The sequence below is a fragment of the Pantoea sp. MHSD4 genome (assembly GCF_021043305.1).
Lineage (GTDB): Bacteria > Pseudomonadota > Gammaproteobacteria > Enterobacterales > Enterobacteriaceae > Pantoea > Pantoea eucalypti.
Window position 1 is genome coordinate 177,244 of the sequence record NZ_JAJNDH010000002.1, and the last position, 12,870, is coordinate 190,113.

General features: G+C 55.8%; 11 protein-coding genes. 8 read left to right on the top strand and 3 right to left on the bottom strand.

The genetic code is table 11. The annotated features are described in order from the left end of the window. Positions 1 to 49 precede the first annotated feature (49 nt). The 3 genes from LQK91_RS07640 to htpG all read left to right on the top strand — a co-directional run bounded on the left by LQK91_RS07640 (position 50) and on the right by htpG (position 2,962). Entirely contained in the window at positions 50 to 382 is a 333-nt protein-coding gene (locus LQK91_RS07640; protein ID WP_003850423.1) for a YbaB/EbfC family nucleoid-associated protein, read from the top strand. Beyond that, positions 382 to 987, top strand: coding sequence for a recombination mediator RecR (recR, locus tag LQK91_RS07645; protein ID WP_003850420.1), 606 nt, complete (start codon positions 382 to 384; stop codon positions 985 to 987). The genes LQK91_RS07640 and recR overlap by 1 nt, the downstream gene beginning before the upstream one ends. 100 nt (positions 988 to 1,087) lie before the next feature. Continuing rightward, positions 1,088 to 2,962, top strand: a complete 1,875-nt coding sequence (gene htpG / locus LQK91_RS07650) for a molecular chaperone HtpG (RefSeq protein ID WP_008924917.1) — start codon at positions 1,088 to 1,090, stop codon at positions 2,960 to 2,962. Positions 2,963 to 2,995: 33 nt separating this feature from the next. Here the strand turns inward: htpG and LQK91_RS07655 are convergent, their stop codons facing one another. Further along, positions 2,996 to 3,865, bottom strand: coding sequence for a LysR substrate-binding domain-containing protein (locus LQK91_RS07655; RefSeq protein WP_003850416.1), 870 nt, complete (start codon positions 3,863 to 3,865; stop codon positions 2,996 to 2,998). 188 nt (positions 3,866 to 4,053) lie between these two features. Between LQK91_RS07655 and LQK91_RS07660 the strand changes: the two genes are divergently transcribed. The 4 genes from LQK91_RS07660 (at position 4,054) to LQK91_RS07675 (ending at position 8,121) form a co-directional block, all read left to right on the top strand. After that, positions 4,054 to 4,938: a DUF6024 family protein gene (locus tag LQK91_RS07660; protein ID WP_039659095.1), complete on the top strand. Its 885-nt coding sequence runs from the start codon at positions 4,054 to 4,056 to the stop codon at positions 4,936 to 4,938. Positions 4,939 to 5,043: 105 nt separating this feature from the next. Next, positions 5,044 to 5,688, top strand: coding sequence for an adenylate kinase (gene adk / locus LQK91_RS07665; protein ID WP_003850412.1), 645 nt, complete (start codon positions 5,044 to 5,046; stop codon positions 5,686 to 5,688). Positions 5,689 to 5,801: 113 nt separating this feature from the next. After that, positions 5,802 to 6,761 carry a ferrochelatase gene (gene hemH, locus LQK91_RS07670; protein WP_003850410.1) on the top strand — a complete coding sequence of 320 codons (960 nt, stop codon included), beginning with the start codon at positions 5,802 to 5,804 and terminating at the stop codon, positions 6,759 to 6,761. A gap of 58 nt (positions 6,762 to 6,819) precedes the next feature. Then, positions 6,820 to 8,121 carry an inosine/guanosine kinase gene (locus LQK91_RS07675; RefSeq protein ID WP_003850408.1) on the top strand — a complete coding sequence of 434 codons (1,302 nt, stop codon included), beginning with the start codon at positions 6,820 to 6,822 and terminating at the stop codon, positions 8,119 to 8,121. Positions 8,122 to 8,344: 223 nt separating this feature from the next. On the opposite strand, the gene ybaL is transcribed toward LQK91_RS07675, so the two are convergent. After that, positions 8,345 to 10,039: a YbaL family putative K(+) efflux transporter gene (gene ybaL, locus LQK91_RS07680; RefSeq protein WP_039659097.1), complete on the bottom strand. Its 1,695-nt coding sequence runs from the start codon at positions 10,037 to 10,039 to the stop codon at positions 8,345 to 8,347. Positions 10,040 to 10,596: 557 nt separating this feature from the next. On the opposite strand from ybaL, the gene ushA reads away from it, so the two are divergent. Next, positions 10,597 to 12,363: a bifunctional UDP-sugar hydrolase/5'-nucleotidase UshA gene (ushA, locus tag LQK91_RS07685; RefSeq protein ID WP_039659098.1), complete on the top strand. Its 1,767-nt coding sequence runs from the start codon at positions 10,597 to 10,599 to the stop codon at positions 12,361 to 12,363. 34 nt (positions 12,364 to 12,397) lie between these two features. Here the strand turns inward: ushA and LQK91_RS07690 are convergent, their stop codons facing one another. Next, positions 12,398 to 12,829: a multidrug/biocide efflux PACE transporter gene (locus LQK91_RS07690; RefSeq protein ID WP_039659099.1), complete on the bottom strand. Its 432-nt coding sequence runs from the start codon at positions 12,827 to 12,829 to the stop codon at positions 12,398 to 12,400. Between the last annotated feature and the right edge of the window lie 41 nt (positions 12,830 to 12,870).

Consider the following 12,870-nt stretch of genomic DNA (forward strand, 5'->3'; position numbering starts at 1 on the left):
TGCTGCTATCGTAACGATAGCGTTGTAGCCTTAGCTGAGAGAGAAAACTATGTTTGGTGGTAAAGGCGGATTGGGCAACCTGATGAAACAGGCCCAGCAGATGCAGGACAAAATGGCCAAGGTTCAGGAAGAGATCGCCGCGATTGAAGTGACCGGCGAATCGGGTGCTGGCCTGGTAAAAGTGACCATTAACGGCGCGCACAACTGCCGTCGCGTGGAAGTCGATCCCAGCCTGCTGGAAGATGACAAAGATATGCTGGAAGATCTGATCGCTGCGGCGTTCAACGATGCGGCACGTCGCATTGATGAAACCCAGAAAGAGAAGATGGCGTCTGTCTCTTCGGGTATGCAGCTGCCACCAGGCTTTAAGATGCCGTTCTGATGCAAACCAGTCCACTGCTTGAATCATTGATGGAGTCGCTGCGCTGTCTGCCCGGCGTTGGGCCGAAATCGGCACAGCGCATGGCTTTTCAGCTGCTGCAGCGCGATCGCAGCGGTGGTATGCGCCTGGCGCAGGCGCTGACCCGGGCGATGTCGGAGATTGGTCACTGTGCTGATTGCCGGACATTCACCGAGCAGGAAATTTGCACCATCTGCGCCAATCCACGGCGTCAGCAGAATGGTCAAATCTGCGTAGTGGAAAGCCCGGCAGATATTCACGCCATTGAGCAGACCGGCCAGTTTGGCGGCCGCTACTTTGTGCTGATGGGACATCTGTCGCCGCTCGACGGCATTGGTCCGGCAGATATCGGCCTGGATCGTCTGGAACAGCGACTGGAGAGTGAAACGCTGCAGGAAGTGATCCTCGCGACCAATCCGACGGTGGAAGGCGAGGCGACCGCAAACTACATTGCGGAACTCTGTGGTCAGTATGGCGTTGACGCCAGCCGTATCGCGCACGGTGTGCCGGTGGGCGGAGAGCTGGAGATGGTCGATGGCACCACGCTGTCCCACTCGCTGGCAGGTCGACAGAAGTTTAAATTTTAATCACTTGCCGGTGTTGTGAAAGACACCGGCTTGAAAACCCCCGCGTCATCCCCACATCAACCTCAACAACGTTTGTTCAACCTGTTTTGTTGAGGTAGCAATGACCATGAAAGGACAAGAGACCCGTGGCTTTCAGTCGGAAGTAAAACAACTTCTGCACCTGATGATCCATTCTCTCTATTCAAACAAAGAGATTTTCCTGCGTGAGCTGATTTCCAACGCCTCGGATGCGGCAGACAAACTGCGTTTCCGCGCGCTGTCAGATTCCAGCCTGTATGAAGGTGACGGCGAGCTGCGCGTTCGTCTCTCTGTTGATAAGGACAACCGTACCCTCACGCTCAGCGACAATGGTATCGGTATGCGTCGCGATGAGGTCATTGAAAACCTCGGCACTATCGCCAAATCGGGCACCAAATCCTTCCTGGAATCCCTCGGCTCCGACCAGGCTAAAGACAGCCAGCTGATCGGTCAGTTCGGTGTGGGCTTCTACTCTGCCTTTATCGTGGCAGATAAAGTCACCGTTCGTACCCGCGCTGCGGGCGCATCTGCCGATGAAGGTGTGTTCTGGGAATCTGCGGGCGAGGGTGAATATACCCTGGCTGAGATCGAGAAAGCCGATCGTGGTACTGAGATCACGCTGCATCTGCGCGAAGGCGAAGATGAGTTCCTGGACGCATGGCGCGTTCGCAGCATCATCAGCAAATATTCCGATCACATCGCGCTGCCGGTTGAGATCGAGAGCAAAGATGAAGAGGGCGAGGGAACTCACTGGGAGAAAATCAACAAAGCCCAGGCGCTGTGGACCCGTAACAAAGCTGAGATCAGCGACGACGAGTACAACGAGTTCTACAAACATATCGCCCATGACTACAGCGATCCGGTCGCCTGGAGCCACAATCGGGTGGAAGGTAAGCAGGAGTACACCAGCCTGCTCTACATTCCGGCGCGTGCGCCATTTGATATGTGGAACCGCGATCAGAAACATGGCCTGAAACTCTACGTGCAGCGCGTCTTTATCATGGACGATGCTGAGCAGTTTATGCCGAACTACCTGCGCTTTGTGCGTGGTCTGATTGACTCCAGTGATCTGCCGCTCAACGTCTCCCGCGAGATCCTGCAGGATAGCCGCGTGACCCAGAGCCTGCGTGCTGCGCTGACGAAGCGTACTCTGCAGATGCTGGAAAGACTGGCGAAAGATGACAACGAGAAATACCAGACCTTCTGGAATGAATTCGGCCTGGTGCTGAAAGAGGGTCCGGCGGAAGATAACGCCAACCAGGAAACGATTGCGAAACTGCTGCGCTTCGCCACCACCCAGAGCGAAGGTTCAGCACAGACCATTTCACTGGAAGACTACGTCAGCCGCATGGTGGAAGGTCAGGAGAAGATTTACTACATCACTGCTGACAGCTATGCCGCTGCGAAGAGCAGCCCGCACCTGGAGCTGTTCCGCAAAAAAGGCATCGAGGTGCTGCTGCTCTCTGACCGCATCGACGAATGGATGATGAGCTACCTCACTGAGTTCGACGGTAAGACCTTCCAGTCGGTCAGCAAAGCGGATGAGTCGCTGAGCAAGCTGGCGGATGAAGAGACCGAAGAGCAGAAAGAAGCGGAAAAAGCGCTGGAGCCATTTGTTGAGCGTGTGAAAAATCTGCTGGGCGAACGCGTGAAAGAGGTGCGTCTGACCCATCGTCTGACCGACACGCCAGCGATTGTGACTACCGATGCCAACGAGATGACCACGCAGATGGCGAAGCTGTTTGCGGCGGCCGGACAGGAAGTGCCGGAAGTGAAGTACCTGTTTGAAATCAACCCGGATCATCCGCTGGTGAAACGTGTTGCGGATACGCAGGATGAAGCTCGCTTCGGTGAGTGGATTGAGCTGCTGCTGGATCAGGCGTTGCTGGCAGAGCGCGGTACGCTGGACGATCCAAACCAGTTTATCCGCCGCATGAACCAGCTGCTGACCGCATAACGGCAACAGGCCGGTGGTTTTCACCGGCTTTTTTTATGGCTGTGCGGCCTCCTGCAGCCAGTCACGAAACACACGGATCTCTGTATCCTGACGACGGCTCTGCTTCGTCATCATCCAGGTCGCACGCTCCACGGGAACAAAGCCCAGCGGGGCGATCAGCGTGCCATCTTCCAGCTCTTTGCGAACCAGCAAACGCGGTGCCATCAGAACACCCAGACCACTTCGTGCGGCCTGAATGCCCAGCGACAGCGTCTCAAAATGTTTACCGCTATTAAAGCGACCCCTGACTCCGGTCTGGACCGCCCACTCTGACCAGGCGTGCCGTCGGGTATCTGCATGGAGCAGAGGCAGTGCTACCAGATCCTCTCCGACCCGCAGTTGCGTGGCAAAATGCGGTGCGCAAAGCGGTCCAATCTCATCCTCGCTGACCAGCGTGGCGTCTAAATCGGGTTCAGGTGGATCGCCATGGCTGAGGATCAGTACATCCACATGTTCGCTGCGCAGTTGCGCGATCTCAGCGAGCGGCAGAAAGTGAACTTCAATCTCCGGATAGCGTTGGTAAAAGCTGGCGATTCGGGGGATCAGCCATTGTGACAAAAAGCTGGGAGCACAGGAGACGCGGATTTGCTGAAGCAGGCCGGTGCGAATAGTCTCGCAGCTGCTGCGTAACTCACTGAATGCCTGCTGACAGCTCAGAAGCAGCCGGTCGCCGTGTGCGGTCAGTTTCACGCGGCCATGACTACGGACAAACAGCGGCTTACCCATCCAGCTCTCCAGCTGGCGAATCTGATGGCTGATGGCGCTGTGGGTCACATGCAGATGTTCAGCCGCCACACTAAAGCTGCTGTGTAAGGCTGCCTGGTGAAAATAGTGCAGCGCTCTGAGTGGTGGCAGTCCGTTCATCCCTATCTCCTGTGCAGAAACCTAACAGGGATTGTTAATTTATATCATTTTAAAGTCCAGCCGCATTGACCTACTCTGTAAAGCAAATTCTGGCGGGTTGACTCAGCCTTATATCTGTGTTTTTTTCAGCGATATTCCGCCTCGCTTAACCTGCGCTCACGCCGCACACTCCATGAAGCGAGACAACCATGGCTCACAGCCCTTTATCCTCTGAAACGTCAGCAGAGGCGCGCCATCGGTTACGCCTGGCGCTCTCACGCTTTTACCGGCTGGAGCAATTCGATCTCTTCTTAGCGCCCTCACTGCATGTAGCGCAGGTCCTGCTTTCTCAGCTTTTTCTGCGTCAGGAGCAGGCACGTAATCAGCAGCGCTACGCCTCGCGTTATCCGATCACCGAACTTAGTAACCTGCCAGCGGTTCCGCTGATAGCAGGCAGCATTATGCTGGTTCCTCATATCGAATTGCCGAATGGCCGCGTGCGTCCCTTACAGGATTGCCAGAATCAGGGCGTGACTGAGGCGAGCGAGAGCTTCGCCAGCGTGCTGCATCAAAGACTGATCGATGAATCCCATCTGTTTGTTACCCGGCTGGATCGCCACGCTGAGATCTGCAGCGATCTGGTGCTCGTAGCGTTGCGGACCCATGACTTCAGTACGCTGGTGCGCAGCGAACTGCGGCTATTTGAACAGGGACTGACTCTTAACGCCACGTACGAGGCGCTGCGCCGCTTCGACGATCCGCTGTGGCGCCCCTACAATGCTGCCACCGTCGATGCGCTTTCCCTGTCATCCCCGCTGCCGCTGAACTCCTGTCATCAGCCTGGTTTGCCGTTCGCCAGCTTTAATGTTCCGGCCTCGCTGATCTCTGCGCTGTCAGATGCGGACGATGTGGTGAAATGGCCGCAGCTGGCGAGGCTGCAGCTGAATGCTAACGTGCGGGGCAGCGGCAAAAAAAGCGTGAATATGACGCATCATCTGAGTCGGCGACTGCAATTTCTGCTCAGCGCAGGTGGTAAATCTGAAAAAGCGTCAGTCAGGCCGGGCGGGTCGGGGTCAGGGCCAGAAAGCCGCTAAAGTCACCCTGCGCGATCCGCGCCCTTCCTTGTGATGAGCGGGTCATAATGGTATGTTCTTCCGCTTCTAAGATAGATCAATGCGATTCGCAAGGGGATTTACGCAATGCGTATTATTCTGCTCGGAGCTCCGGGCGCAGGTAAGGGGACTCAGGCCCAATTCATCATGGAGAAGTACGGTATTCCGCAAATCTCCACCGGCGACATGTTGCGTGCAGCAGTAAAAGCAGGCAGCGAGCTGGGCAACCAGGCGAAAGCCATTATGGATGCTGGCAAACTGGTGACCGATGAGCTGGTGATTGCGCTGGTCAAAGAGCGTATCACTCAGGAAGACTGCAAAAACGGTTTCCTGCTGGACGGTTTCCCGCGCACCATTCCTCAGGCAGATGCAATGAAAGAGGCCGGGATCAAGGTTGATCACGTGCTGGAGTTTGCCGTACCGGACGAACTGATCGTTGAACGCATCGTGGGCCGTCGTGTTCACACCCCATCTGGCCGCGTTTATCACGTCACCTTTAATCCACCGAAAGTGGAAGGCAAAGATGATCTGACCGGCGAAGAGCTGACCACGCGTAAAGACGATCAGGAAGAGACCGTGCGTAAGCGCCTGGTGGAATACCATCAGATGACCGCGCCACTGATTGCTTACTACAGCAAAGAAGCGGAAGCGGGCAACACCGCCTATCACAAAATCGACGGGACCCGTAAGGTGACCGAAGTGAGTGCTGAGCTGGCTAAGATCCTCGGCTAAGCTCAACGGGGCCGGTATTACTGGCCCCTTTTGCAGTAATCGATTTTACCTCCCACTAATTCCGCTACAATTTCCCCGTTTTCACGCATCCCCGCTGTCATCAAGGAACTCCAATGAGGCAAGATAAGCCCGGCGTGTTATTGGTAAATTTAGGTACGCCAGACGCCCCAACCACACCTGCAGTTAAACGCTATCTGAAACAATTTTTAGGCGATCCGCGCGTGGTTGATGCGCCGCGCTGGCTCTGGTGGCCGGTTCTCAATGCTGTCATTCTGCCGTTTCGCTCGCCACGCGTCTCTAAACTCTACGCATCGGTCTGGATGGAAGGGGGATCACCGCTACTGGTTTACAGCATGCGTCAGCGCGATGCCCTGGCGGCCCGTGTTGATATGCCCGTCGAGCTGGGCATGAGCTATGGTAACCCGAGCCTGAAAAGTGCAGTCGATAAGCTGATGGCGCAGGGTGTGACCCGCCTGATTGTGCTGCCACTCTACCCGCAATTCTCCTGCTCCACTGTGGCCTCAGTGTGGGATGGTCTGACCGCCGTATTCAAAGATTACCGTTCGCTGCCTGACGTACAGTTTATTCGCGACTATGCCGAGCATCCGGCCTATATCGCCGCGCTGAAAGCGACGGTGGAGCGCTCATTTGAGCGGCACGGTCAGCCCGATCTGCTGGTGTTATCGTTCCACGGCATTCCGCAGCGTTTTGCCAACGAAGGCGATGACTACCCGCAGCGCTGTGCGGATACCACAGCGGCCCTGGTTAAAGCGCTGGGTCTGCGTGACGGTCAGTACATGATGACCTTCCAGTCACGTTTTGGTCGTGAACCCTGGCTGATGCCTTACACCGACAAAACCATGGAAAGCCTGCCCGCCAAAGGGATCAGGCATGTTCAGGTGATGAGTCCGGGCTTCTCCTCTGACTGTCTGGAGACGCTTGAGGAGATCAGTGGCGAAAACGGCGAGATCTTTATGCATGCCGGTGGTGAGAAGTTTGAGTATATCCCTGCGCTGAACGCCGATGAGGCGCATATCGACATGATGGCGCAACTGGTCGACGCACGCCGTTAAAGCGCAGGCGGAGAGTGTGATATCATTCTCCGCCTGTTTTTCCAGACGGCACCTCCCGATGAAATTTCCCGGCAAACGCAAATCCAAACACTACTTTCCCGTCAGCGCACGCGATCCCCTGTTACAACCCGCACAACACGACGTTGATGCCGGCAGCTGGGTGGTGGGTATCGACCAGACGCTGGTGGATATCGAAGCCAAAGTCGATGACGCTTTTCTTGAGCGCTACGGCCTGAGTGCCGGGCACTCGCTGGTCATCGATAATGCCGTCGCGGAAGCGCTCTATAACGAGCTGATGCGCGAAGCGCTGATCACCCATCAGTTTGCCGGTGGCACCATCGGTAACACGCTGCATAACTTCTCGGTACTGGCTGATGACCGCTCGGTGCTGCTGGGTGTTATGTGCAATAACATCCAGATTGGCGGCTACGCCTATCGTTATCTCTGTAACACGTCAAGCCGGGTCGATCTCAACTATCTGCAGGGTGTCGATGGCGCTATTGGCCGCTGCTTTACGCTGATTGGTGAACATGGCGAGCGAACGTTTGCTATCAGCCCAGGCCAGATGAACCAGTTACATCCGGATAACGTGCCGGAAGAGGTGATTGCCGGTGCCTCTGCCCTGGTACTGACCTCTTACCTGGTGCGCTGCGCCGAAGGTGAGCCGATGCCGCAGGCGACGTTACGGGCGATTGAGTATGCCAAACGTCACAACGTGCCGGTGGTGCTGACGCTGGGCACCAAACATGTGATTGGCGACAATCCTGAGTTCTGGCGGGACTTCCTGCGTGATCATGTCAGCATCGTGGCCATGAATGAAGAGGAAGCGCTGGCGCTGACCGGCGAAGCCGATCCACTGCTCGCTTCCAATATGGCGCTGGATTGGGTGGATCTGGTGCTCTGCACCGCCGGCCCGATTGGGCTTTACATGGCGGGCTACACCGAAGACGAGTTCAAACGTAAAACCAATCATCCGCTGTTGCCGGGTGCGATTGCTGAGTTCAACCAGTACGAGTTCAGCCGCGTAATGCGCCAGCAGGATTGCCAGCAGCCGCTGCGTGTTTTCTCGCACATCGCGCCTTACATGGGTGGACCGGAAAAGATCATGAACACCAACGGTGCCGGTGATGGGGCGCTGGCGGCGTTACTGCATGACATCACCGCCAATAACTATCACAGCCTGAATGTGCCGAACTCCAGCAAACATGCGCGTCCGTATCTGACCTATTCGTCGCTGGCGCAGGTGTGTAAGTATGCCAACCGTGTCAGCTATCAGGTGCTGAATCAGCATTCGCCGCGTTTAACCCGCGGCCTGCCGGAGCGGGAAGACAGTCTGGAAGAGTCTTACTGGGATCGGTAAAGCGGGTCGCCACAGGGCGGCAGACAGTTTGCAAACTTAAATGAGGGTGAATCTGACAGCAATGGATTAATTCAACGCGCAGGGAACAGGGTCAGAAGAGGAAAGCGTCCCGCGCCAGGACGGCGCGGGCCGAGCATGTCATGGATGACGGCTTTTGCGTCTTTCCGCTCTGAACCTGTTCCCTGTGCCGTCTCGGTATCACAGCTATACGGGCCAGACTTAATCAGCGCACTACGTCGCAGGGCTGTAAATCCTCGCCCTGCGTCATCTCATCCTGCAGGATTTGCAGCATACTGCTGGCAATCTCACGCTCACCCATCACCACGCGAGTGGCGCCACGTTCCATGATGTACTCCACTTCATCGTCATAGTGGGCGCGGGCGATAATCTCGATATTCTGATGCTTTTCACGCGCGGCGGTGACCACTTCTCCCGCCTCATATCCATTCGGGATGGTCAGCAACAGCCAGCGGGCGCAGTCGAGTCGGGCCAGTTCCATGGTGTCCGCGCGAGCCGCATTTCCCAGCACGGCTTTGATGCCTTGCTCGCGCAGTGCTTCAACACGCGTGCGGGAATTCTCAACCACCACCAGCGGAACATTGGCTTCAAGCAGCTTCTGGCCAATCAGGCTGCCAACACGACCATAACCCACAATCACGGCGTGATTGCAGAAATCGACCGGGATCTGCTTCTCTTCTTCAATTGCTTCTTCCAGCGTCTGCTCTTCCATTGTCTCCGTTTTCGCCAGGAAACGCTCAAGCAGGGTAAACAGAATCGGGTTCAGCATAATCGACAGGATGGCGGCGGCCAGCACCAGATTGCGGCCCTCATCATTCAGCAGCCCCAGCGAAATACCCAGGCCGGCCAGAATAAAGGCGAACTCACCAATCTGCGCCAGGCTGACCGAAATGGTCAGAGCCGTACGACGCGAATGGCCAAGCAGCGACACCAGCAGCCAGGCAGCGACTGACTTACCCACAACAATAATCACCAGCGCGCCCAGCACCGCCAGCGGCTGCGTGATCAGAATCGACGGGTCAAACAGCATGCCGACCGACACAAAGAACAGTACGGCAAACGCATCGCGCAACGGCAGGGTATCGCGCGCAGCGCGGTGGCTCAGTTCCGACTCGTTCAGCACCATACCGGCGAAGAAAGCGCCCAGCGCAAACGACACATCAAAGAATTCAACCGCACCAAAGGCGATGCCCAGTGCCAGTGCTAACACCGCCAGTGTAAACAGCTCGCGTGAGCCAGTGGCGGCGCTGCGGGCGAGAATCCAGGGCACAGCACGGCGTCCCACCACCATCATCAGCACCATAAAGGCGGCGACTTTGCCAATCGTCCACAGCAGGTCCCAGACCAGCAGTCCGGCGCTGGCGTTACCCTGTTCCATCATGCCGGCAATCGCAGGCAGCAGCACCAGCGTCAGTACCATCACCAGATCTTCAACGATCAACCAGCCAATCGCTATCTGTCCACGCTGGCTGTCGATCAGCTGTCGCTCCTCTAACGCGCGCAGTAACACCACGGTACTGGCGGTAGAGAGGCACAGACCAAACACCAGGCCCGTCATCCATGACCATCCCATCGTCCACGATAATCCCATTCCCAGTAACGTCGCGACCGCGATCTGTGCGATGGCACCGGGAATGGCGATCGACTTTACCGACATCAGATCTTTCATCGAGAAGTGCAGGCCGACACCAAACATCAGCAGGATAACGCCGAGTTCTGCCAGTTCAGGGGCCAGATTCGTATCTGCAACAAAGCCGGGAGTAAAGGGACCGGCCAGCACGCCAGCTATCAGGTAGCCGACCAGGGGAGAAATTCGCAGGCGATTTGCCAGCATCCCAAGGAGAAATGCCAGAACCAGTGCTCCGACAATGGTAGTGATCAGCGGTGTGGTGTGATGCATGCCTGTCTCCCTGTATACAAATGTGTCCGCTTGTAACAAATGAGTTTAAAACAAAATCTATTCTTTCGCTGAGCAATTTGCGGGAATACCTTAAAAAACCACGAAAAAAAGTCAAATGTACAGTTGAGTGGGTGTTTTTATTCATTATCCGCAATATTCACTGATTTGACGCTTCAGACCCGGGGATGAGAAATAAATATCAGATGCAGTAAATGATGCCGTTCTGGCGTGAAAAAGAGATAAATGTGTGTGCAGAGCAGTTAAATTCTGTCAGCGGCACTTTTTACAGCAGTCAGCAGGGAGGTCAGCAATAGCGTTTACTGCCTGTATCTGCACTCTCCACCAATAACCGGACAGGGTCACTGGTAAAGCGCGTTATCGCACTAACGCCGCTTTGCAGGGCTGTCCTGCTCATCAAAGGCGGATCAGAAATAAAAAGATCAGGGCGTGTCAGGCAGATGAATGTGCATTGGCCTTGAGTTCGCCGGGGGAATGTGCGACACAGTGGGGCAAAGCGGCAGAAAGTCGGGCCAGACGATAAATTAAGGAGAGTCACAGTGTTGTTATCTAAATGGACAGGGGTGGGCGTGGCACTGCTGGTGGCCGTGATGCCGCTGTTTTCACAGGCTGCCCAGGCCGATCGCACCTATCGTTTCAGTCTGCTGCACACCAACGATGAGCACGGTCACTTCTGGTTTAATGAACAGGGTGAGTATGGTCTGGCCGCGCAGAAAACCCTGATGGATACCATGCGCTACGATGTTCAGTCCCGCGGCGGTGGCGCATTGATCCTCTCTGCCGGTGATGTGAACACGGGCGTGCCGGAGTCCGATGAGCTGGACGCTGAACCCGATTTCCGCGCGATGAATCTCATTGGCTATGATGCGATGGCGCTGGGCAACCATGAATTCGACAAGCCGATCGCGGTCCTGCGTAAGCAGGAGAAGTGGGCGAGATTCCCGCTACTGGCCGCCAACGTGTATCAAAAAAGCACCGGTCAGCGCCTGTTCAAACCCTGGGCGGTATTCAACCGTCTCGGATTAAAGATCGCGGTGGTCGGGCTTATCACCCCGGACACGGCGAAACTGGCTAATCCGGCCGGACTGACAGATACCGAGTTCCGCGATCCGGTCGCTGAAACGGTGAAAGCGGTGGCTGAATTGCGCGCCACCGAGAAGCCGGACGTGATTGTCGCGCTGACCCATCTGGGCCACTATGACGACGGTAAACACGGCAGCAACGGCATAGGTGATGTCACGCTGGCGCGCAGCCTGCCTGCCGGAACGATCGACCTGATTGTCGGCGGTCATTCGCATGATGCGGTCTGCATGGAAAAAGAGAACGTCAGCGTAAAAAATTATCAGCCAGGCCAGCCGTGTGAGCCGGATAAGCAAAATGGTATCTGGATTATGCAGGCTGACAAGTGGGGCAAATATGTCGGCCGCGGCGACTTCACCTTCCGTAATGGTCAGGTGACGCTGGAGGCTTATCAGCTGGTGCCGGTTAACCTCAAACATAAGATAAAGAATGCAGATGGCAGCGAAACCTGGCTGACCTGGCAGGAAGAGATCCCGAAAAACACCGCCATGATGAAGTTGCTGATGCCGTTCCAGAAACGTGCAGAGGCGAAGTTAATCGTGAATGTTGGTAGCGCTGACGGCAATTTCAGTGGTGAAAAAGAGCAGGTTCGCTTTGAGCAGACGAATCTGGGCCAGCTGATTCTGCGCGCCCAGATGGCGTTCACCAAAGCCGATTTTGCGGTGATGAGCGGTGGCGGTATTCGTACCTCACTGAAAGCAGGCAAGCTGAACTGGCGTGACCTGTTGCAGGTTCAGCCATTTGGCAATCAGGTGGTTTCGGTCACCCTGACCGGTGCGGAGATCAAAAAATATCTGGATGTCGTTGCTAATATTCAGCCTGATTCAGGCGGCTACGCGCAGTTTGCCGGCATCAGCCTGACCACCGACGGTAAGCAGGTCAGCAACGTCAGCATTAACGGTAAACCGCTGCAGGACACGCAGATTTATCGCATGGCGACCAACAGCTTCAATGCAGCAGGTGGCGACGGTTACCCGCGTCTGGATAATCACCCCGGGTATGCCAACAGTGGAGCCGTTGATGCGCAGGTGCTGCGCGACTTCATTAAGGCGCATTCGCCAGTGAAAGCCAGCGACTATGAGCCGAAAGGGCAGATCGTGCATTTGACGGATGAGCAGATTAAGGCGCGGGATGAGGCGGCGGAAAAAGCGCGGAAGCGTAATTATCCCAAAATGATTCTGGCGTGGATCTGGCCGTGGGGGAACCAGACAGCCGCCACGCATTGAACTCACCGGGAGGCGCTTACGCCTCCCGTCTTCCTTACGCCCGGCAGGTGTGACGCTTGATCCAGCGCTCGCGCAGTTTGTCCCATACCCAGTTGTAGGCCATGGTGTAGGGCAGGAAGAAGAGGAAAAAGGCCACTTCGACCAGCAATGCCTGACCCAGAGAAATATCCAGCATCCAGGCGGCAATCGGCAGACCAATCAGGATAAATCCGCCTTCAAACCCCAGTGCATGTAACACACGCACGCCGGGTCCGCGTTTCTGGCCCGGCGCATAGAGCCTGTCAAATCCGCTGTTATAAATCATGTTCCATAGCATCGCGACCGTTGAGAGCATAATCGCCAGCGATCCCATCTGAAACAGCGGCTTATCCATCACCCATGCCGCCAGCGGCGAAACGGTCAGAATCGCCAGCGTTTCAAAGCAGACAGCATGAAGAATACGTTCTTTAATTGAGCGGGTACGCATTGTTAATTCTCCTTGAATAATGCGGCGCATTTTCACACGTC